This is a genomic window from Formosa undariae (genome assembly GCF_042427615.1).
Classification (GTDB): Bacteria; Bacteroidota; Bacteroidia; order Flavobacteriales; family Flavobacteriaceae; genus Formosa; species Formosa undariae.
Genome location: NZ_JBHMEZ010000032.1, coordinates 44,020 through 69,230 on the forward strand (window position 1 = coordinate 44,020; position 25,211 = coordinate 69,230).

Sequence of the window (25,211 nt, forward strand, 5' to 3'; positions counted from 1 at the left end):
TTTATTAAAATTTCACGTCGACCTTAGCCAACCATTTTCTTCGAAGATACTCCTCTACCCCTTTGCGCTCCCAATCTTCTAGCACTCTATTTATAACTATAAACTCGGCTAAATCTGCTTCCCAAAGACCTTCTGTTCTTCTAAGTGGTATTCCTGATTTAGAATCCAACTGTACAGTAAGAAGACAATAATCCATTGGATTTGGTGTTACAAATGGATTCACTTTTTTACCATTTAGGAAAACGCTTCCATTCTTCGTTTTTGAATCTGTTTTACTTTCGTCGAAAAGTGATGTTTTTGTATTTTCACTTTTCCCCATTAATGTTTCTAATCCTTTAAAAAGAGAAGACCCAGGAAAAGACATACTGCTTTCTTTATAAACCATAATTACAGTTTGATAGTCTTTAACTTCTTCGTCCATTATAGATAACCAAACCTGATCGAAACCGGCAACACCTTTTCCATTTAATTTATTAGGTTCGTACTTTGTAAATAAAGCATTAGCCGACGATCTTCGTGACTTATCTCTCCAAGCAGAAACTGGTCCTCTTGCAGGAGCAATAACATCTTCCTTTCGATCTCCATCCATATCTGTAGCATCTAACCAAAATAACACACTTCCTCGTTCCAACTCAGACGGGTCGATAGCAACCGTTCTTTTATCTGCAATATCTCCAACAGCAAAACCAACTCTATTAACACTTTCTGCTTGCGTTAGATTATTTTTTACTGCTACATAATAATTCCCTTTTGTTTTTGGAGAAAAAGTAGTTCCTATAAAAAGCGGAGACTCATAAGATTCTTTAGTGCGATTACTTGCATCTTTAGCATACCACTTATAGCTATAATTAGCTATTGGATTTTCTATTTTCACAGCATGTTCGCCTTCTGTATCTATGTTTAGATTATCTACTTCAAACGCATAAACTTCAGGAATTGTAATCGTTTTTTCAGTCACTAAGTTATTAGCATCTGTAACCACAAAACTATAATCGCCAGGTGCAAGATTAATACTTTCTGTTTCGTTAACAGAAATCATACTTACACTAGCAGGTAATCTAAGGTAATCCAAGTTTGGAATAGATTCTCCGTTAGACACCACACTTACCGTATTAAAACCTTCGCTTAGATATACTTTTACAGTAGCGTAATCCCATCCAGTATAAAGCGGACGTGTTTGATTAAAATGCATTAAATCCTTTTGAAGCTTACCATTTACAGAAACCTGTGCATCGGATCCTTTTAGGTCTATTCCAGCATAAATAACGTCTACTGGATAAATCCCACTGTTCGCAACCTCTACATTCCAGGTTATTTTACCTTCTTTATCTTTAAAATTCACAAACGTATTTTCGCTAGCATTAAAGAATGTTTTTATGTCATGTTCAGGAATACTGAATGTTGCATCTTCAGCCTCATATATTTGACTTGCTCCATATACATAGTCAGCATCTTGCCACTGCACAGTATAAGGTGCCGTTCCTCCAGAAAAACTTAAGGCTACAGAACCATTATCTTCACCTATATCTGAAGCTTTAATATCTGAAACAACCGTTATTTCCTTAGCATTCTTTTTAGACTTACTTGACTTCTTACTAGCACTTAAACTACTTTCGTAAATGCTATAATGTGCTTTAGCTGTTCTAAATTCACTATCGATAATCGTTACATCGTAAATCCCTTTACCTACATTATCTAAAGTTTCAGTTGTACTACCATCAGACCAGATGTAAGTGTAAGGCGCTTTACCTCCAGAAACATTAGGTTTAATCGTATTAGAAGCAGTTACTTTTTTATCTTTTTGTTTAGCACTTAAGCTTACCGATAATTCCCTAGCCGAAGACGACGGAGCAGTATTTGTAATTGTCCATGCGACATCGAATTGCGGGAATACAGCAAATGGAGGATCTGGTTTAATAGTAGGTGTTTCATCTGTTATGGAACAAACCAGTTCGTAATTAGAAATCTCACCAAATTCTACATCTAACTCAGATGAACCTGTAGCAATTAATTTACCATTTAAATACCATCTTGCAACTTGAGTGTTTGGCTCTGGCTTAATATGATCTACAGAAAAATGAATTTTCTTTTTGCCACTTATGCTAATGGCATTTGTTGAAGGTGTAAAACTATTAACGGGGTCGACTAAATCGTAAGCACGCATAGACACACGCTGATTACAAATCGGGCACATATGTTCGGTATTATCGAATACTCCGGCTCCCATAATACACCCTTGAGCTGTAGAACGGTAATAATCTACGAGGTGATATTGATTGCCTTCGAATGCTCCAATCTTATCTATATATTGTTCTTCGTATGGCGTTGGTAATGGCGTAGAAGGATCTATCCATTTTCTCCATTTCATTTTTTCTCTATCGTATTCTAATTCTGCGGCATATGTTGGAAAAGCAGAAGTTCCTGTCGCACCAGTAGTATACTCGTCTCCTAGACTCATACATGTATGAGAAATTTCGTGTAACATCTTACCTATACCATTACCTGCAATAACAGCTGTACCATATCTGCCTTCCAAGTTTCTAGCAGCACCACCACCACCACTTTCTCTGTTTGGCATAATTAAGAATGTAATCCAGCCTCTATTCTCATCTTTCCAAGGTAAAAACAATTTATCTCTCATGGCGTCGATTTCTGGGATGCCAATGCCTACTTTAAATTCTGGCATATGTGGCGCCCAAAGTCCGTACACATTAAAAAACTCTTTATAATGAGAATAAGCCGTTTGTGCTCTTTCATCGCCATAAGTAAGCGCAGCAACTAACGACTCTTCAATATCTTTAACAAATTCACCTCGCATTTCAGGCGAATTGTAAGGTGCTTTATCACTCGAAGTCCATTGGTTTACTATAACAACATTAATTCTATTATCCTTATCTCCTGTAACACTAATAGGAATTAATTCCGTTTTTTCCATGAACTTATCTATCTGAGATTCCGTCCAAGGTTCATAGGCCACTCTCTTACTTTGAGAGTGGCTTTGAAAAATCAATAAAAAACTTAAACAAACAAAAACAAACCATTTTTTCATATATAGGAGATACTTTAACTATAAAACACGTTTAACTTTTAATCTTTTGCTCCTTACAGAAATAAAAAAGAGCTTACAGTAGACTTAATTCAATATTAAAAAAAAGTTATTAATATCATTTTTAATAGACACCACAGATTATTTGTTTCCAAAAATAATAAGATGAGGCTCCTTTATTAGTTATAAAATTAACCAAACATAATACTATCTTAACTAAATTTAAGAAAGCGTTGCTTTATTGAAAAAAATATTAACGGATTTGATTGCTAACATTTCTTTAGAAAGTATATATAAACACATGAAATTGGCTTGAAGAAACAGGGTAAATAAAACTTAATAACGGATACATAAATGCAACATATACAGTATTAAAAACACCTCCTAAAAAACCTAAAACGAAAAAATCCCAGGTTAAACTATTAACCTGGGATTAAAAAAAAACTCAAACACTACATGAAAAATCTTCTATTTATTAAAAAATTAACCAAACTAAATAAATAGAAAATATTTTAAAACGGTTCACATGTACTATATATGTGTAACGGTTGGAAATCTAATTAAAATCTCCCAAGTTCCAGGACCATTAATTCTAAGATTGGTTCTAAAGTTTAACCAATACCGTCCATTTATTGGGTCGTAATCTTCATTATCATCTAAATTACCAAGGGTCCCTTCTGGAATATGGTAATACATTAACGGGTTTTTATGATACCACGTATAGTATGGAAAAGGTGTTACTGGAAAATGATAGATAAAAGCTTCATCGGTAAGTTCTGTATTAACAGATGATTGTTCGTAAGATGGTAAATTTGAACCTGACCAATTAGGCAACACCTCTCCTGTCTTAGGATTAAACGGTGTACCGTTCTTGTCTACAACTTTAAGTATAACAGTAATACCTGGTGCTGATTCGTCTGAAATTTTGGTTACTGTGTTTATTTCACTATCACCGGTGTTCAATACATCCACTGACTCAGTAACATTATATATAGTCTTTACCGGATCTAAACTTCTCACTTGCACACGTGTACCATTAACAAAGGTCACAGCTTCAAAAGGTGTAATCTCAACTTGACCAATATTTGGAAACACATCTGATCCTCTTACATTTGATATTTTTAAATCAAATTCGTATTGTTCTGCTTCCGCATATTGTGTATTTGCATTCCAACGTATTTCCCCATTTACAGTATTAAAATTAAATGCAGGAGCATCTACATACACCAACTTTTCTTCTATCTGCGCTAACGTACTATCAGTCTCGTAATTATAGGCTTCCAACCAGTTTACTATAGGTCGCTCAGTTAATAAATCTTCTGCTATCTCACCAGTTTCTTTATTTCTAATTTCTAACATTTCGACTGTAAGTGGCTTCGTCGATCCATCTGGTAATAATTTCCCGGTACTAACATCTGTACCTGACTGTACATACAATACAGGGTTTTCATATTTTATATAACCACTTAAATAACCTGTTTCCACTTCACTACATGCCGCAATAAGAAAAGACAGAGACAGTGCAGCCATTATTATTTTATTTGTTTTTTTCATAAGTATATTTTTTAGTTTTCAACAAAATGATTTTGTATGAAATAGAACATGGTATGACTATTTTCCAACACGTGTATCACACCTGTATTAGTTTGAATACCAGAAGTTTGAGCTCTTTCAATTACATCCAATTCTTCATCTGCAGGAATTGTTCCTGAAACGTCTAACCCAGCACCTCTAATAAATGTATAATACACATATTCAGGCCATGTACTTACTTGATTTGTATAATCGTCTTCTACAGCAATTAACGCCACGCCAACATCGTTCCCTAATAAAGTCTGATGCACTTGAGTATCATCTGTTAAATCTGTTCTATTTAATTTAGAAGGTACGATGTACATCTTTAAAGAATCTCTTAACGTTTCTACAGGAATGTCTTCCATAGACCATTCTACAAACGGATCTTGAGCAAGTGTATCTTGGAACTTCTTATCTAAATAATTTTTTATCGAAAAATCTGTTGGCGGAAAAAAGGTAACATCACCATTAATCTCTTCTTGCAATCCAGCACGATCTATAAGAAGAACTAGTGTATCGAATACTGGGTTTGTTTGTAAATACTCGTACGTCGTCATATTTACATTTGGATCGTGCACGCCACCATCTATTAGGTAATCACTTTGTTCGCAACCCACAAAAGCAATTGCTACAACAAATATTAAAAGAATATATTTTTTCATATGTCTTGTCTATTTTAAAGTATTAATAAGTAATAGTTGCCCAGAACGGATTCTGTACTAATAATGGATTGTCGATGATATACGAAGATGCTACTGGCCAGTAATACCCTTTTTGCTCTTCACGCACTGAAGTCATCCACGAAATATCGTCCCACTCATCATTACGAATTCTATCAAACATTGCATGCCCTTCACTAATAAGCTCTCTTGTACGCTCTAGATAAACTTCATGTTGTAAATCGGCATCTGCACCATCAAAATTTGGAGCGCCAGCTCTTGCTCTTATCGTATTTAACAATGTTCTTGCTTCTCCATATTGTCCTAGTTTCGCTAAAGCCTCTGCTCTTAAAAGCATGATACCCGATAATCTAAACAATAGTGTATTACAAATTCCATGAGTAGTAGTGATGGTTTTATTAGCCTCATCTTCATAAACTACACTCGCATACTTTAAAGTAATTGGACGTTCGGTTTCCCAGAATCCAAAAAATCTTTTTATTCTTACATCTGTTGAATCATACAAAGGCTCTACCGTCTCCTTTCTAATGTTTAAAGTAGCACCTTTTTCTACATAGCCAGGAATATCTATATATGGATAATAAAGTGTTTTTTGAGCCATACCATTATTCGAGTAAGATTCACTATCCCCGTAATCGATATTTAATTCGAATACACCTTCTGTAGAGCGTCCAACAAACATATTTACTACCGCTAAAGAATCAGTATAATCTACTAAAGAATATCCACCTTGAGAAATCATATTCGCTGCCGCAACTTCCGATTCTGCTGGTTTATCCATCCAAAGGTACACGTGTGCCATAAGTGCTTGCACAGATCCTTTGTTACCTTGTACTGCCCACTCTGAACTTCCAAAGACACCATAATCAAGGTATTGTTCTGCAATTTGTAAATCTACTATACATTGCTCTAACACTTCCATTTCTGGTGATTGAGATACATTTATAATATAACCATCTTCAGTCAACACATCATTAACCTCTGTAACTGCCTCTAGCACTAATGGCACATCTCCCCATACTTTTACCATATAGAAATATGTAAATGCTCTTAAAAAGTAAGCTTCTCCAAGTATTTTTTCTTTCCCTTCAAGGCCATTGTCAAAAAGTGATTCATCTAATTTGGCTGTTTCTTCAAGAACAAGATTACACTGCGCAATGACTTTAAAGAAAGGTCCCCATTGCATTTCAGATGCACTAGAATTCGGAAAACTCGTGGTACCAAATTTTTCTGAATTTGTTAATGTTTTATACCGTACAGTTGTACCGTTTAATTCTCCCCAATTTAAAAACAGGTTCCCTTTTAACAATGCGGTACGAAGCAAAGAATACCCTCCCGCTAAGGTTTGTTGTGCGGCACTTTCTGAAGTCCAAAACACATCACCATATGTTTCGTTAATAGGCTCCATCTCTAACCAATCGCTACAGCTATTGAATAGTAAACCTGACATAACGAAAAGTGCTATTATTTTATATTTAAAATATTTCATATATATATTTTTAAAAGTTTTTTATTAAAATTTAACATTCATCCCCAAAGTAATCTTACGAGGCTGTGCATAACCAGATCCCATATCGTAACCGGCAACATTTACACGCTCTGCATCTGGACCTGTAAATTTCTGGAATGTAGCCACGTTAGTCATTGTACCATATACACGTAAACCTTTAAATCCGATTCTCTTTAGTAAAGCTCTATCAAAATTATAACTCAAAGTAATACTCCCAATCTTAAAGTAATCCCCGTCTTCTAACCAGATTGATTGTTGCGTTCTGTTATTTAAATAATTATTTCCACCTGGATCTAAAGACGCATATTTAGTAACATCTCCTGGCTCTCTCCAATAATCGAAATTACTAAGTACAGGTGTATTGTAATTTGACCAATTGTAAGGAATCTGACTTGCGTTATCTTTACTAATACCCCATAAACTAGTTACTAAGGTTTGGTTAAATATTGTTCTATCTGCAGTGAAACTTGAAACGATACGTAAATTCCAATTTTTATATGAGAATGTATTTGTAATACCTCCTGTATACTTTGGATTTGGATCTGCACCCGGAATCACAATATGGTCGTCTCCAAACTCTATAATATAATCTCCATCTACATCTACATAGCCATAACTACCTACTTTTGTAGATCCGTTAAACTGTATTGGCAACAAACTTCCCGTGTAAGGATCTACTGGTATATCGTCTACAGTGCTATATACTTCCCCTGTATTTTCTAGGAAGTAATACGAGTTAAGCGCCTCTCCTACTGTTAAACTTCTAGTTCCTGTTACCCAGTCACGGTTACCGTTTGGTAATGCTGTAATTTGGTTGGTGTTATGCGCCACGTTAAACCCGACTTGCCATTGAAAATCTTTAGCTGGATCAAACACATAAGCATTTAAAGAAAATTCCCATCCGTAGTTTCTAACTCCAGCGATATTTGCTTGAGATTTAGTATATCCACTTTCCACAGGGAAATCGACATCAAATAATAAATCTGTAGTTTCACGATTATAAATTTCTGGTGTCATAAAAATTCTTCGATTAAACAACTCTAAGTCTAATGCTAAATTCCATTGTGTAGAACGCTCCCAAGATAAATCTTGGTTGGCAATTTTACTATAATTAGGAGTAACCACTGTTGTACCGTTATAAGTTGATACCGGACGCGTACCTGTACCTAAACCGTAACCTGCACTACCTGTATCGTACGTATTAAAACGTAAATAATCATTAGAAAACTGACTACCGTTAACACCATAACTTGCGTATAATTTTCCAAAACTAATCCATGGTAAAGCCTCTTGAACAAAAGACTCTTCAGAGAATACCCAACCTGCTGAAATAGCAGGGAAATAACCCCATCTTGTATTAGAACCAAAACGAGAAGAAGCATCTGCTCTAAAGTTTACATCGACTAAATATTTTTCATCAAATCTATATCCTAAACGCCCCCAAAAAGAAAGCATTCCGTTTTCAGAAAATGTACTTCTACCAAAAATATTTTCTTGATCTATACCCGTAACGGTTTGTATTTGATCACTAGCAGAATCAATACCTCCTACTCTAATTAGATCACTCTGATTATAATTAAGAGATGTTCCTACTAAAGCATTAAAAGAATGAACTTCTTTATACGTTTTTGTATAAGACAAGAAGTTATCCATATTCACATTTTTAGTACCCGTACTCGTGTACTCTGCATAAGACTCTCCAGAAGAATTTATTGTAGATGGTACAAAATAATCCCGCTTTGTAGAATTTGTTGAAAGCGATACTGTATTATTAAAATACAAACCTTCGATAAGTTTAGCTCTTAACGTGTTACTAAACGACACCGTATAATTAATGTTTTCGTTTCTAATATCATCATATCTACCTAATAATGCAGATTCTTCTAAAGGTGACATATATAACAAAGAAGAATTCATTCGTAATGGGTTTATAGGAAATGTTCCTGTAGAGGCGTTTGTATTCCCTAACCCTGTTTGTCTGTCTACATATCCTAAACGTACAACCGTTTGGTTATCTACCTTGTCATTAATTTTAATACCTAAGTTAATACTTGCAGAAATACGTGAAAATCCAGTACCTACAACAATTCCTTCTTCGTCGTAATATCCAAGATTCACTCTATAGTTAGATTTCTCTGAACCTCCAGACACACCAAAATCATAATTCTGAATGATACCTGGTTGGTAAAATAACCCTTGATAGTTTACATTATTATTAAACGCTGGGTTTAAACTATCTGAAAGAATCATTGGCACATTGTCTCTAATTCTGTCATAATTCCAATAATTATTAAGTAAATCGTATTTCGCATTTCGTTCGGCAACACCGGTTTCAACATCTATCAAATCAGGCGTATTAGACACCCCTAAATAGGTGTTAAATGTAAAAACAGGCGCTCCAATTTTACCTCTTTTTGTTTTAATAAGTACAACCCCATTTGCTCCACGAGAACCGTAGATAGCAGCAGCGGAAGCATCTTTTAAAATATCTATCGATTCGATATCATTCGGGTTAAGAGATGCAAGGAAGTTTGTATTTGTCGCATCGAAACCTGCTAAATCTTCAAGGGTAGTTGGAACACCATCAAGGACATATAATGGATTAGAAAATCCAGTACCTCCAGCACTTAATTCTCCATCTATATCAGACGATATATTTGTATTACCACGAATAACAAAAACATCTTTTACTCCTGGCTCTCCAGATAAAGATTGAATGTTAACCCCAGCAAGTTGACCTTGTAAAACATCTTCGAAAGTAGATGCTGGAAAGTTTTCGATATCTTCTGCTTTAACACTTACAATAGAAGCTGTTGCATCTTTTTTCTTAATAGACTGGTATCCTACAACTACGACTTCGTCTAAACTTTCGCTTTCTTCTAAAAGCTTTACATTAACTACAGTCTGTCCTGTTAATTTAACTTCTTGAGTTACCATTCCCATATAAGCAAACACCAAGGTTTTATGCTGTATAGGAGCGTCAATAGTATACTTACCATCAAAAGACGACACAACTCCAATAGAAGAACCTTTTAAATATATTGTAACTCCCGGTAATGTAACACCATTTACATCTACAACCGTACCTGTAATAACAGTATCTTGAGGTACAAGTTCTTCAGATTTTTTAACATCGCCATCAGTAAAGCTACTCATCTCGTTGAGTGGCACACTTGACGCCATCGCATTCACACCGCTTATAAATAAAAGAAGAACGGCGACTTGCGTGACCATATTTTTATTTATTGCTAGTAGTCGCAATAGTGAGATTTGTTTATAACAGTGTTTTTTTTTCATAATTATTTTGGTATTTAAATGAATGAATAAATCTTTTTAATGTTAGTAAAATAAGTTTGGCTACCTGTTTTTTGTTTACATTTTATTTAAGTTTTCTTAATAAAAATCTAAATTATGTTAAATATTAACATTTCCTTTGTCTAAAATTAACATAAGAGCATACTATTTTAACAAAGCAAGCGTAGGGTGTCAGATATTACCTCCAAACTATGCTATATTAACAATTCTTTATAATATTATATTAAAAAGAAACCCCAAATATTGCATTTAAATCATTTTATTTAAGATTATTGTTAAAACAACATAATCTCCAACAACACCGACGCCAAAACAGCTATATATCCTCAATATTTACACTAATCTCAATAAGCAGAAAGTCAAAATCCTAACTAATACGTATAAATATGTTCTACTAATCATCTTACAACAGTAAAAACTCGCATACCTATATAATATGTAACACAAATACGTCCCCTTACCATAGAACATGAATAAATAATTAGGCAGCTTTAATTATTAAATTTGACAATTTGCAGTAAAGTATAAAACTAAAAATGGCCAGAATTTCTTCTGGCCATTTAGAGGTAATTTATAAACTATTATATTTTTAACGTATTTACCGTTTTAATGATTGGTTCAAAGTATATGATTTACCTGCTTTTGTTTTAGATTCCCACACTTTACCATTATAAGTAACTTTACATGGTAACCCAGATTCTGAATAAATAACAACATCTGTTAACTTACCCTCTTTCCAAGTAATATCAATTTCGAAACCGCCACGAGCACGAAGACCTTTAACAGATCCTTCAGGCCAAGCTGAAGGCAAAGCAGGGAGTAACTGAATTTCATCTGCATGACTCTGCATTAACATTTCACAATAACCAGCTGTAGCTCCTAAATTACCATCTATTTGAAAAGGAGGATGTGAATCTAAAAGATTAGAATACACACCAGCACCACTATTACCATAAATGGTTTTTGTTTCGTCTACTAAATTTATCAAATTACGCAAGAGTTTATAAGAACGGTTACCATCACCTAATCTTGCCCAAAAATTAATTTTCCATGCTCTACTCCACCCCGTACTCTCATCGCCACGAGCATTTAAAGAAACCTTAGCCGCTTCTGCAAGTTCAGGTGTTTTAGCAACACTAATTTGACGCCCTGGATACAAAGCAAATAAGTGAGAAACATGTCTGTGATGATCTTCAGGATCATCCTTATCAATTTCCCATTCTTTTAATTGCCCCCAACGTCCTATTGCTGGCTTTAAAAGATCTTCTCTCATGCCAATTAATTTCTTTTTAAACGCTTCATCTCCTCCTAAAACTTCTGCCGCTTCAATTGTATTTGTAAACAAATCATAAATTATTTCCTGATCGTAAGTTACACCTTCTTCTGGCTCATACTTATATTGCTCTGGAGACCATCCATCAGGAGTTACCAAAGTTCCATCAGCTCTTCTTACTAAATGATCTTCCCAAAAATGGCAAATTTCCTTCAAGATAGGATACGCCGTATTTCTTAAATAATCTTTATCACGACCAAAAGCATAGTGTTCCCACAAGTGTTGTGCATACCAAGCACTTCCTGGAGCATTCCATTTCCAAAAAGATAATCCCGTGGCATTATTCATAGTTTGAATGGTCCAACCACGAACATCACCATAATGCTTTCGTGTATTTAAAGCACTAACCTCACGTAAACTTGAAACATAATCGATAAAAGGAACGTGACATTCACCAAGATTTGCTGTTTCTGCTGGCCAATAATTCATCTCTAAGTTGATATTAGAATGATAATCCCCAGCCCAAACAGGCAGATTACTATTATTCCAGTTACCCTGCAGATTTGCAGGCAAAGAACCAGGTCTTGAACAACTAATAAGAAGATATCTCCCATATTGAGCAAATAAAGCCTCTAATTCAGGATCAAAAGAGTTATCCATTTTATAGGCCTGTAATCTTTTCAAAGTACTTTTCTCTCTTAAACTCGAATCTGTTTTACCTAAATCGAAAGATACACGTCCAAAAAGATTTTGATAATCTGCCAAATGTTCTACAAGAAGTGCATCAACACCTTTTAAAGAAGCTGCATCTACATTTTCAGTTACTTTGGCATGCGGATGCTCTCCAAGCCACTCCGATTTAAAGTCTTGTTTAAAATTAGTACCTGCACTAAGTATTAAAGTAACGGAATCAGATTTAATAAAATTCAAACCCAAGAAAGGCACTGGTTCCATACCACTACTTTGCTGATTAGAACGTTTCATTTTCAATTTTTCGCCACTAGTAAACACTTGCAATTGGGATTCATACTCAAAACCATTTTTCATATCACCAACCGAATAAAACCTTTTATTCTTTTCATCTAAAGTGATTTTCCCGTCATGCATATCCGTAAGCCAAACATCCCCAGTGAATGCCATAGGCTTATCTGCAGTTAATTGCACAACTATAACATTTCCAGGATGACTAGCAAAAGCTTTTTGAACATAATGAACACCCATATAGTCGTACTCCACAAGATGAATCGCAGTGTTTAAATCGAGTGAACGTTTGTAGTTTGTTACCTTATTGAAATCATGACCTAAACGAATGTAAATATCTCCAAAAGCCTGATGAGCGCCCATATCTTCTTCCGTCAAGTCATCTTTTATAGGCATTCTATCTCCGCTCCAAAGACTTATTTCATTAAATTGAATACGTTCAATCTCTGTACCCCCAAAAAGCATAGCACCAAGCGGACCATTTCCTATTGGAAGTGCCTCCGTCATCCAAGCTTTAGCCGGTTGCTCGTACCAAAGAGAAAGTTGTTCCGAACTTTGTTCCTTATTAATATTCTGTGCTGTTAACCCCGTAATTAGTGTTATAAAAAACACATTAATTAACCAAAAAGTCTTTTCCATAATTTATACTAGCTTTTTATTCGAAGCGCCATTAATTTCCCAACAGCCGAATCACACTTTTTAGCATAAAGATCTACAAGGTCACTATATTTTTTATCCAAGGCTAAGTTATTCACCTCGTTAAAATCTTCTTTTAAATTATACAACTCTATAAATTCCGGAGCAGCTTCATATCTTATAAATTTATACGTATCGTCGCGAAAAGCTTCTGTTTTAGGAAGCAAAGATTCCCCTTCTCTTTGGTGTTCAAAAAATGCAGATTTACGCCAATTAGAAATATCATTATTATAAAACTCGACTAAGCTTTCTCCTTGGTAACTTTCCGGAATACCTACTCCAGCAAGATCTAATAATGTAGGGGCTATATCTAAATTTAATACCATCTCGTCGAAAGTTTTAGACTGCGCAGATTTAGGTTCTCTTGGATCGTATATCATTAACGGTACACGAAGCGATTGCTCATGCATTAACCATTTACCAGAAAAACCACGTTCTCCCATATAGTAACCATTATCTCCCATAAATACAATTACCGTATTATCGGCCAAACCTTCTTCTTCTAATGTTTTTCTAATTCTACCAATAACACCATCTACAGTGCTAATCATTTTATAATACCCTTTTACCATTTTCTGATATTTCTCAGGCGTATCATATCTCCAGTACCATCTTTTTCTATTCATGGTATGCTTCATAAATTCTGGAAGCGCTGCAAAAAACTTAGGATCTGCTGTTTCAGGTACAGGAATCGTATCATTTACATACAAGCTATCCACATATTTAGGCCAGAAATATTGTTCTTCTGCACCATCGTCTGCATGAGGAGACCAAAATGATAATGACAAACAAAATGGTTTCCCTTTTTCTGATTTGATAAAATCGATTGCATGATCACCATTAATATCTGCTAAATGTCTTTCTTCACCATCGACTTCTACTAAATATGGCCAGAATGTTTTTTTAGACGTATCGAACAAAGAATCTTCGATTCCCTTATTAAGCTTTACACCTAGCTTACCAACTAAACCTGTTCTATATCCCGCCTTTTTCAATAAATATGGATAACTTTCATACATATAGTTATCTTTTAATTTAGGTTTCCCAAAATTAAAATCGTGCGTTCTTTCGTATAAACCTGTGAATAAAGTTGCTCTACTCGCCGCACATATAGGTGTTGTTACAAATGCGTTTTTAAAATACACCCCAGAACCTGCCAATTCATCCATGTTCGGAGTCTTTATGATTGGATTACCCTGAAATCCCAATGCATCCCAACGCTGATCGTCGGTAAGGATAAAAATAATATTTGGTTTTTCTACTTTTTCAGCAACGACAACCGGTTCCTTTTTTTTTGAATCACATGCTGTTAAAAAAAATAAGCAACAGAATATAGGTATTAACCTAAATAATTTTTTCATGAATTTAATTTTTACTTTAATTTAAATTTGAAGCGCATCAATCGAAAAGCACAACGTTTTGTTTATAATTATCTTTTAAAAGTCTGTCCGGATCTGAAGCCACATAATTTTTTATATCTGAAGGATCAAGTTCTTCAATAAAATCCACATAAAGACATTCTGTTCTTAACCTTTGCTCGCTATTTTTAACTGTAAAAAATGTTTCAAGGCAAGTCGTACCAGCTTTTAATTCTACTTCGAACGTTACGGTCTTCATATCTTTAGAAACCACCCCTGTTTTAGAAATATTACCAATATTTAAATGTGCGCTTTCAACATCAATTTCTTTTGTTCCGTTTCCGTTTTCAACGATACGTTTTCCAGATTCTTGAGGCCAGCGATTTAAATTAAATTTATACTTTCCATCGCGAGCAACATTAATAACCCATATTTTATTTCCATTACGCGTATGAGCATCGTGCGGATATAAGCCAACTGGATTTTCGTATGGTGTCCCAATATGTATTTGCGCATATTTATCGAAATCGACAGAAACATCTTCCCACCACGTATTATATCTTTCATATAAATCTGAAACAATTTCCGGGTGATCTGCCACGACATTATTTTCTTGTCCTGGATCGGTTTTAATATTGTATAATTCGTCTTTCTCTCTTTTTACTAATCTCCAATCTTTTGTTAACACCTGATATTCTTTATCTTTCACAGGATACTCAACACGTTGATTATGTATGATTATAGAGCGGTCGTCTGACCATGTTTTTTCGTCTTCATTTAATAGCGGCACTAAACTTCTACCATCCATTTTAAGTTCGCTATCTACTTCCAGCTGACACAAATCTATTAAAGTTGGCATCACATCAATATGTCCAGACAAGGCATCGATATCCTTTCCGCCTTCAATATTTCCTTTTGGCCAACGCATAAAAAATGGTACACGATGCGCATTTTCATACCCCCATATTTTACCACCTCGCATATCATCTGTATATCCTTCTTTAACATAACCCGTTTCAAAATCGATAACGACACCTCCAAACCATGGGCAAGGACCATTATCTGTCATAAAAATAACAATTGTATTTTCTTCTAACCCCATGTCTTTAACTTCCTTAAAAAGTGTTGCAACATCTTCGTCAATCTTACTTACCATACCATAATAGTTAGCAATTCTATCGGAAACTTTGCCCTTATATGGTGCCACATATTTATCGTCTACGATAAGTGGCGCATGTGGTAAATTTGTAGGAATATAACAAAAGAACGGTTTGTCTTTATTTTTTTTGATATAGTTTAAAGCTTGATCAAACCACACTGTATTACAGTAACCATCGTATTTTTCGAACTCCCCGTTATGCTTATAGGTATCGTCTATATAATTATTACCCCAGTAATCTGGATTCTGACCAACACCGCCACCACCATGAACTATAGACTCTTTAAAACCACGATCCATAGGGCGAAACGGATAATTTTCTCCCAAATGCCATTTTCCAAACACAGCAGTTTCATAACCATTGTCTTTAAACACCTCCGGCATGGTAACCATACCTTCTTTTAACAACGATCGCCCACCGATAGTGTGCCAAACCCCTGCTCGTGCAGAATAGTTCCCAGTTAGTAAAGCAGATCGCGTTGGCGAACAAGACGGGTCTACGTGAAAGTCTGTAAAACGCACACTTTTACCATAAAACGCGTCGATTGCAGGTGTTTTCACATAGGGATTCCCATGCGCCCCCAAATCGCCATACCCTTGATCGTCGGTCATTATTAAAATCACATTAGGCCTTTTAACCTCGGATTTTTCTACAATTTCTTTATTTTCAGTTTTACAACCACTACAAAAAATTGATAAAAAAATCAATAATGGTATAAGCTCATATTTTTTCATTCTTATGTTATCTGGATTCAAATTTAATGGCACAATGACACGAGTTTAAGCTACTACAAACTCTAGTAACAGCGCACTTGTTTTAATTTTTAGGATTCGTTAATTCTAAATTCATCATTTTATCTAACACCAGTGCAACTGCACCAATTGCCGTAGCTTGATCGCCATGCGTGGCTGGTAAAATTTTAACCTTAGCACTAGAAGGCAGTAAGTACTTATTTTTTTTACTCTCGATTAAGTCAAATAATAAATTTCCATTTAAAGACACACCTCCACCAATATAAACAGTCTCCGGATTCAATAAATTTGAAATCACTCCAATACCTTTACATAGATATTCGGCTACGTCATTATATATTTTGAGAGATGCTGGATCATTTTGCAAAGCAGCAAGAGCGACGAGTTCTGCAGTTATCAGTTCTTTATCCCCTCTAGCCAGTTCCTTCAACAACTCTGATTCATTATTCTCTACCGCAGCTTTACCTAGAGACGTTATTCTGTGACCAGAAGCCAAAGCCTCCAAACACCCGTACATTCCACATTTACATTGCACTTCACTATCGGTATCTACGGAGATATGACCAAATTCACCGGCAAAACCAGAATACCCTTTAAGCAAGATACCTTCGACCACTAGACCAGAAGCAATACCATACCCCATATTAATGATCGCAAAATTTTTCTGATTCTCACGAATTCCCATATTCAATTCCCCCAAGGCCATTAAGCGCGTAGAGTTATCATAGAAGAATGGTAAATCCAATCGCTTATCTAATTCCTTACCCAAATCGATATTAGTCCATCCAAAATCTGGAGAAGATTCGATAATTCCAGTTTCACTATTAACCAAACCTGCAACACCTAAACCTACACCCCATATTTTATCATCAGGATTCTTTCGTTTCTGAAATTTCTCTACAATTTTAACTAACTTTTCAACAATACTTTCAAAACCCTTCTCTAACTCTGTCGAAACTTGCATTTCCGAAACAAAATTAGCGTTTAAGTCCACTAAGCATCCTCTAATATATGTAGCTCCTAAATCGATACCGATAAGATAATTATTTTCGTTTTTTAACTTAACAATTAAAGGTGGTCTACCACCACTAGAATCTCCTAACCCTATACTCTCAACCAATTGGTCGACATGCATAAGCTCATCTACTAATCTTGTAATGGTTGGTGGTGTTAATCCAGATTTTTTTGAAAGTGCAGATCTACTGATTTGAACATTGTCCTTTATCAACTTTAAAATCACTTTTTTATTTGTGAGATGTAAAAGTGCAACATCCATTTTTTTATACTCTTTACTCATATATAGCAATACTTTTTAAAGGCATTAAAGTAAGTTTTTTTTACAATATAGCACAATTAATTGAAAATTATTATCAATTAAATACTTACACGACCAAAAGACGTCTTAAACTTACACGAATCAAGATCACTATAGCACTAATAAAAAACTAGAAACACAGACTCAGAACACTAATTAACAACAAGTTAGACGTGTTTACACTTAACACTTTTAACTTAATAAAAAAAATATAAAATTTTAATATTTATATTAAAATCTAAGCAATTAAATAGCTTTTACTCATGTTTTTTCTTAAAATATTCAGAAATACACAATAACATGAATCAAAAACAAACCACAACTAATACCTTTCTTAAAAGCCTTTGCAACATGCTTTTAACACCTTTTTAGAATGGCCATACCCTACTTAAACACCCTATATAATTAAGAATCTAATCTTAGAACAAGCACGTGTTTAACCGAAGTATTTGACACTTAAAAGTCCATAGCACCATCACAACAATTCTTTATAAGCACTAAAAAACCTGTATTTTAGAATTTCAAATTTATTTAAACACCTTACTTTAAGCTTATTTATTTACTTTTTAAAACTTTAAAACAAAGGGTCTACACCTACAAAATCAGTGCCATACACGTCTCTTAATTGCATTTAAAACGGATAATCATTTAGGAATAACAAAATGTATTTACACCAAACAATCACACTATTAAACAAAAGCAATCGTCCTTCTGAAAATGAATTCAGAAGGACGATTATATTAAGTATTGACACCAATAACACGCGAAAAGATAACGTATGACTATCGGATATATATTATTATTTAAATAGAATAAGCAAAAAAACCTAACTAACACTAGTGCTAGTTTTAGGACAGCTCCATTCTTTTATCTTCTACAATCTCTGAGGTGTAATACCCTAAAAAGCTATAACTTCTAACTGTTGTTAAAAAAGTATAAAGCAGATAATCCTGTTGTTTGGATTTAGACAAACCTTTATAATCGGTCGTATCCAATAAGCTGAATACCTCCTCTTCTTTATCTTTAGGAATATTCATGTAGAGCGCAATAAAAGCTTCGAAATCTTCTTTAGATGCATTTGCAATTTTCTTATCGAATTTTTCTTCAAATCTTGTTATGAATACTTTTGATCCTAATTTAACTGTTGCTTGTTTTTCTTCATCTAAAACAGTGTTAGACATCATATCTACAAACTGTGCAAGATTTAAATCTTTACCTCCAACAATTGACGTTTTAGGTAAAAATATATCGACTAAATTATCGACGACCTTAAATTCAGATGGATCGTAAAAAGTAGATACCCATCCTGTATTTGCATCCTCGGTACACGATCCAAGAATACTTAAAACAGTCGATGTACTAACTGCTGCTCCAAGTGCGAGTAGCATATTTTTAACGGCGGCTCTTCTTTCCATAATTAAAATATTTCGTTTTTAATTTGAGTCGCGGCATGGTCTGCAGCTCTAGCCGATAAAGCCATATAAGTAAGTGATGGATTCTGATTAGCAGAAGATGTCATACACGCACCATCTGTAACATAAACATTTGGTACAGCATGAACTTGATTAAATTCATTTAAAACAGATGTTTTTGGATCTCGCCCCATTCGTGCGGTTCCCATTTCGTGAATAGCATGCCCTAGCCATAAAGACTCGGTATGATTGTACCCTTTAACATTCTTAAAACCAGCTTGGGTTAACATGGTAATTGCTTCTTGCAACATATCTTTACGCATTTGCATTTCGTTTTCTTTAAACTCTGCATCGAACGTAATTGTTGGTAAGCCCCACTCATCTTTTTTCTCGTAGTTCAGGGTCATTTTATTTTCATGATAAGGCAAGCACTCTCCAAAACCGACTATTCCAATACGCCATGTTCCTGGTTTTAAAAGTTCTTCTTTAACATCCTTACCGTAACTTAATTCTTTTATCCCACGCTTCCAGTCTGTACGACTTGCGCTTCCTTGAAAGGAATAACCTCTTAAAAAATTATTCTTAGAATCTTCAGGTCCTCCGATGTTTCGGAATCTTGGAACATGAAAACTTGTTGGTCTATTATTAATATAACTTACATCTTCAAATTTATCGGTTTCGGCAGTAGCTCCAACTCTAAAATGATGATCCATTAAATTACGACCTAATTCACCGCTATCATTACCCATTCCGTTTGGAAATCTTTCGGATTTAGATTGCAATAAAATACTTGTAGACGCCATTGCTGAAGCACAACAAAAAATAACCTTAGCTTTAAACTCGATTTTTTCTTTTGTTATTGCATCTATAACTTTTACTCCTGTTGCTTTTTTAGTTTTGTCGTCGTAAACAATTTCATACACTACAGAATTAACTCTTAGTGTCATGTTACCTGTTTTTTCGGCGGCAGGTAATGTTGAAGAATTACTACTAAAGTAAGCCCCTAAAGGACACCCTCGCATACATCTATTTCGATAGGCGCAATTATAACGCCCTTCGTGTTTAACATCACCTGTTAAATTAACAAATCGCCCCATGGTTAGGGTCCTATTGTCGTACGCTTTTTTAATTTCACTTCTAAAATGCTTTTCGACCACATTTAATTCCATAGCCGGCGAAAAATAACCATCTGGTAATTGTGGCAAGTCCATCTTTTCTCCACATACACCAATAAATTTTTCAACTTTAGTATACCAAGGATCGATATCGTTATAACGTATAGGCCAATCTACACCTATATTTTCTTTTTTATTGGCTTCAAAATCTATATCACTAAAACGCAATGCTTGTCTTCCCCAAGTCAGAGACCTTCCGCCTACGTGATAGCCACGTATCCAATCGAAGCGTTTTTCCTCGTTATATGGATGCTTTAAATCGTCTACAAACCAATGTTTATAAGCTTCCTTGGTAACAAAACCTGTACGATTTTGCTTCTCTTGCTTTTTTATATCTTCGGTAGTTGCTTTTCCTCTATGCTCAAACTCCCAATCATCTTTTTCTGCAGTCGGATAATCTCCGTGTTCTACCATTCTACCGCGTTCCAAAACTAATGTTTTCAGGCCTTTTTCACACAATTCTTTAGCGGCCCAACCACCTGAAATCCCAGTTCCAATAACAATGGCATCAAACTCCTTTTCCAATTGTAAATTATTTTTTTTTGTTAAAATAAAATCTATAATAGCATAATTAACATCTAATTACACTTAGCTGTTAAAGCTATATTTTTACAGCTACGAAAAAGACTTCATAACTTCTGTAAACCCGCTTTAAACTTAGTACAAATAAGCAAAACACACAAATATTTAACGTTTATCACGTTGATGCTGTTTTGAGAAATAAGAGCAATCATTTGAAAAAAATATTCAAATGCTACCTTCATTCTTATATTCGCATTTTTTTAATTTATAATTACTGTTACATCTTTTTATTCAGAAAAATCTATTAAAAACACAACATGTTCTTTTGAAAAATGATATACTTAAAACGTTAAAATTTTCTATCTGGATGATAATACGACATGTCTAACGACACTTTTTTATCTGAAACCATTTCTGAAACTAATTTTCCTGTCGCTGGTCCCAAGCTCCACCCCATCATCGCATGTCCAGTTGCAATAATTAAATTCTCACATTTGGACGATTTACCAATATATGGCAATCCGTCTGGAGAACATGGTCTTAAACCACATTGAGCCAATTCTTTTTCTTCTGAAGTAATTTCTAAACCATTATAATAATTCTTTGCTGCTGTTGCAATAGCATCTACCCGTTTCGGATTAATAGCATTATTAATACCTGCTATTTCCATGGTACCCGCAAAACGAGTAAAGCCATCCATAGGTGTAACCGCCACTTTAGCTTCACACAATATGGCCGGAATTGTAATATTTGTTTCTCTATTTACATTTACCCTGTAGCCTTTTCCTGCTTGAATAGGTATTTTAATCCCTAGTTTTTTAGAGACTAGCGGACTCCAACTTCCCGCTGCAAGAATAACTTGATCGGGTTGCAACATTCTTTGATCTGTAATGACTTCTGTAATTTTATTATTTGAAAATGCTAAGTCGATTACGGTTTCATTTTTATGAAAAACAACACCGTTTGCTTTTAAGTAAGCCAACATATCTTTCATAAAATAATTCGGGGTCATGTGCGCATCACAATCATAATACACAGCACCTTTAACATTTAAATTCGCATGTGGTTCTAATTCCTGAACCTCTTTAGCTGATAAATTTTTAACACCTAAACCTTCTTGAATTCCACGTTGTCCAACATGCCATTCTTCTTCTCCAACTTGATCAGACTTATAACACATTAAAAGTCCTTTACGCTCGTAATGGAAATTAAAATCGGCTGATTGTTTTAAGTCTTCGTAAAGCTCTCGAGAAAATAAATTGATATTTTTAATCGCTGAAATAGACTTTTCAACTTTGGCTTTTGTTGCCGATTTTTTAAACGCTAAAGTCCAATTAATAAAATCCATATCTAATCTGGGTTTTACATAAAATGGACTTGCAGAATTAAACATCCATTTAATTCCTTTTGTAATCATTCCGGGGGCCGCCAAAGAAATAAAATGGCTTGGAGTTATATACCCTGCATTAACATGAGATGCTCCCGATTCCATATCAGACTGATCTAATACGGTGACTTGGTGTCCTTCTTTTTGAAGGTAATAGGCAGAACATAAGCCCGTAATGCCGCCACCAATAATTACAATATTCTTACTCATTTAATAGGTATTTAAATCACTTGAAATCCATGTGCATATGGATCGTCTTCATCGTCTATACTAATTGTATTATGCCCGTAAATTCTGGCCCATCCTTTTATAGAAGGAATAATAGCCAATGTTCCGTTTAAGGTTGTTTCTTCTTCTACGCGACCAACAAATGTAGAGCCGATAAAACTTTCGTGAATAAAATCTTCTCCTTTTTTTAGCTTCCCTTTAGCATGTAATTGTGCTAATCGAGAAGATGTTCCTGTTCCGCAAGGCGATCTATCGATCGCTTTATCGCCATAAAACACAGCATTTCGTCCTGAAGAATTTGGGTCTATTGGTGTACCCGTCCACATAATATGAGAGACATCTTTTATGGTAGGATCTTCCGGATGAATAAACATCTTAGGATATTTAAGATTGATTTTATCTCGAATAACTTGAGAAAACTGAATTAATTTACTAGCTGTAAAATCTTGAACTCCAGAAAAATTATCTTGAGCATCTACAATAGCGTAATAGTTACCACCATAAGACACATCGAAGGTTAATTCTCCCAACTCGGGACAATCAATAGTTAAATTTTCCGCTGCTAAAAAACTTTTAACATTGGTTAATTTTACCCATTTTACTTTACCATCTATTTGCTGATACTCAATATCTACTAAGCCAGCAGGAGCTTCCATTTTAATTTTTCCTGGTGTTTTAGGAATTACTAAACCTTCTTCGATGGCTATAGTTACAGAACCAATAGTACCATGGCCACACATCGGTAAACATCCCGAGGTTTCGATAAATAAAATTCCAAAATCATTTTCCGGATTATTTGGCGGGTACAAAATACTCCCACTCATCATATCATGGCCGCGAGGCTCAAACATGAGTCCTTTACGGATCCAATCGTACTCTTTTAGAAAGTGTTGTCGTTTTTCGCTCATGGTTGCGCCGTCCAACATTGGCCCACCTGCTTCAACCACTCTTACTGGGTTGCCGCAGGTATGCGCATCAATACATTTAAAGCTGTTTTTCATTGAGTTTTATAACCGCTAAATTTTCGACATTTATTAAATTACATCTTTTGTTTTTTCACTATTTACCAATCTTAAAATTCCTAAAGGATTTTCGTTTTTAAGAGCATCTGGCAATAATTCGTTTGGCCAATCTTGGAAACTTACTGGTCTTACCCATCTCTTAATAGAGTCTACTCCTACAGATGTAAATCTAGAATCTGTTGATGAAGGATAAGGACCTCCATGTACCATAGATGGACAAACCTCAACACCTGTTGGCATTCCGTTTAAAATAATACGTCCAACTCTATTTTGTAAAGCAGAAATTACTTTTGGGTAATCGGTTGCTTCATTGTCGTCGGCAATTAAAGTCCCTGTTAATTGTCCTTCTAATTTAGAAAGAATGGTTTCTAATTCAGTAATATCTTCACACTGTACAATTATAGAATACGGTCCAAAAACTTCTTGGTGTAATGTAGGATTTTCTATAAATGTTTTACCTTGAACAGTAGCCACTGCGTGCTTAGCATAGTTAGGTTTAACCTCAGCGTCATAATCGGCTACAATATCTAGTTCTGGTTGCTCTAATGCTTTGGCTTTATTTTTGGCATAAGCTTCATAGATGTTTGGGTGCAACATACACGTTGGATCTATTTTAACAAACTCAGCTGATAATATTGAAATAAAACGATCTAAACTTTCACCTTTAACTCCTAATAAAAGTCCTGGATTAGTACAAAATTGTCCTGTACCCATGGCAATAGAAGCGGCGTAAGTTTTTGCCCAACTCTCTGTTTTATTCTTTAGGGCTTTTGGAAGCACTACAACAGGATTTATACTTCCCATTTCGGCAAAAACAGGAATAAGTTCGTCCCTTTTTGTTGCTAAATCATATAATGCTCTTCCTCCACGAATACTACCAGTAAAACCAACAGCTTTCACTTTTGGATGACTTACTAATACTGTTCCTTCTTGAATCCCATTACTATTAATATTAGAAAATATTCCGTTTGGCATTCCCGTTTTTTCTGCAGCCTTAATAATTGCAGAAGAAACCAATTCTCCTGTTCCAGCATGCATTGGGTGAGACTTAACGATTACTGGACAACCTGCTGCAAATGCAGCTGCTGTATCTCCTCCAGCAGTAGAAAATGCTAAAGCAAAATTACTAGCTCCAAAAACAGCTATAGGACCTAAAGGCACATACATTTTACGTAAATCCGATTTAGGTAAAGGCTCTCTATTTGGCATTGCTGTATCGATACTAGCATCTACCCATGATCCTTCTGTAACTAAATCTGCAAAAGTACGCAGCTGGAACATAGTTCTTCCACGTTCTCCTTGTGCGCGTCCTGCAGGTAAACCTGTTTCTGCACAATACGTTTCCAACAACACATCCCCAAGTGCTAAAATTTCGTCTGCAATTGCATTTAAAAATGCAGCTTTTTGTACTCCTGAAAGTGTTTGTGTAACCTCAAATGCTTCTGTTGCCAAAGTTACAGCTTCATCTATTTCTTCTGATGTTGCCACATGGAACACATGCTCATTTTCAGTATTTGATTGTGGATTAAATGTTTTGTATACGTCTTCGCCTTTTGCTGATAGTTGGCTACCTATGTAATTTTTTCCTGTGATCATCAAGTTTGTTTTTTAATCCGAATTATGGATCTTATTTAATTATTAATTCGTTTTAGTACGTTTGTAATTTACAACTATAACACAATTACTAATCGATTGATTTTTGTTTAAATCTCATCAAATATGACTAATTTATTTGATGATACTAAACAAAGTACATGTTAAAAAAAAATAAATGTTTGACTTTTCCGTTTAGAATAAACAATAA

The 25,211-nt window shown here is 34.9% G+C and carries 14 protein-coding genes; all 14 read right to left on the bottom strand.

Translation table 11 applies throughout. The features are described from left to right. Positions 1-4: 4 nt before the first annotated feature. A complete protein-coding gene (locus ACFFVB_RS17190; RefSeq protein ID WP_382384464.1) occupies positions 5-2,935 on the bottom strand; it encodes a M64 family metallopeptidase in 2,931 nt (976 codons plus the stop codon). Between the two features lie 642 nt (positions 2,936-3,577). Further along, positions 3,578-4,600 carry a hypothetical protein gene (locus ACFFVB_RS17195; RefSeq protein ID WP_382384465.1) on the bottom strand — a complete coding sequence of 341 codons (1,023 nt, stop codon included), beginning with the start codon at positions 4,598-4,600 and terminating at the stop codon, positions 3,578-3,580. Between the two features lie 11 nt (positions 4,601-4,611). Further along, complete coding sequence (locus ACFFVB_RS17200; RefSeq protein ID WP_382384466.1) at positions 4,612-5,283, bottom strand: fasciclin domain-containing protein; 672 nt, start codon at positions 5,281-5,283, stop codon at positions 4,612-4,614. A gap of 22 nt (positions 5,284-5,305) precedes the next feature. Beyond that, on the bottom strand, positions 5,306-6,790 hold the full coding sequence (locus tag ACFFVB_RS17205; protein ID WP_382384467.1) for a RagB/SusD family nutrient uptake outer membrane protein: 1,485 nt from the start codon (positions 6,788-6,790) through the stop codon (positions 5,306-5,308). 24 nt (positions 6,791-6,814) lie between these two features. Beyond that, positions 6,815-10,045, bottom strand: a complete 3,231-nt coding sequence (locus ACFFVB_RS17210; protein WP_382384468.1) for a SusC/RagA family TonB-linked outer membrane protein — start codon at positions 10,043-10,045, stop codon at positions 6,815-6,817. 679 nt (positions 10,046-10,724) lie between these two features. Further along, complete coding sequence (locus ACFFVB_RS17215; protein ID WP_382384469.1) at positions 10,725-13,019, bottom strand: glycoside hydrolase family 95 protein; 2,295 nt, start codon at positions 13,017-13,019, stop codon at positions 10,725-10,727. Positions 13,020-13,027: 8 nt separating this feature from the next. Then, positions 13,028-14,437 (bottom strand): sulfatase family protein, encoded by a 1,410-nt coding sequence (locus ACFFVB_RS17220; RefSeq protein WP_382384470.1) that lies wholly within the window; start codon positions 14,435-14,437, stop codon positions 13,028-13,030. 37 nt (positions 14,438-14,474) lie between these two features. Continuing rightward, positions 14,475-16,217 carry an arylsulfatase gene (locus ACFFVB_RS17225; protein ID WP_382384471.1) on the bottom strand — a complete coding sequence of 581 codons (1,743 nt, stop codon included), beginning with the start codon at positions 16,215-16,217 and terminating at the stop codon, positions 14,475-14,477. Positions 16,218-16,410: 193 nt separating this feature from the next. After that, positions 16,411-17,643, bottom strand: coding sequence for an ROK family protein (locus ACFFVB_RS17230; protein WP_382384472.1), 1,233 nt, complete (start codon positions 17,641-17,643; stop codon positions 16,411-16,413). An 866-nt stretch (positions 17,644-18,509) separates the two neighbouring features. Further along, complete coding sequence (locus ACFFVB_RS17235; protein ID WP_382384473.1) at positions 18,510-19,076, bottom strand: gluconate 2-dehydrogenase subunit 3 family protein; 567 nt, start codon at positions 19,074-19,076, stop codon at positions 18,510-18,512. Between the two features lie 2 nt (positions 19,077-19,078). Further along, entirely contained in the window at positions 19,079-20,773 is a 1,695-nt protein-coding gene (locus tag ACFFVB_RS17240) for a GMC oxidoreductase (RefSeq protein ID WP_382384474.1), read from the bottom strand. Between the two features lie 346 nt (positions 20,774-21,119). Continuing rightward, positions 21,120-22,367: an NAD(P)/FAD-dependent oxidoreductase gene (locus ACFFVB_RS17245; RefSeq protein WP_382384475.1), complete on the bottom strand. Its 1,248-nt coding sequence runs from the start codon at positions 22,365-22,367 to the stop codon at positions 21,120-21,122. Between the two features lie 11 nt (positions 22,368-22,378). Further along, entirely contained in the window at positions 22,379-23,386 is a 1,008-nt protein-coding gene (locus ACFFVB_RS17250; protein WP_382384476.1) for a 4-hydroxyproline epimerase, read from the bottom strand. A 33-nt stretch (positions 23,387-23,419) separates the two neighbouring features. After that, positions 23,420-25,003: an aldehyde dehydrogenase (NADP(+)) gene (locus ACFFVB_RS17255; RefSeq protein ID WP_382384477.1), complete on the bottom strand. Its 1,584-nt coding sequence runs from the start codon at positions 25,001-25,003 to the stop codon at positions 23,420-23,422. Between the last annotated feature and the right edge of the window lie 208 nt (positions 25,004-25,211).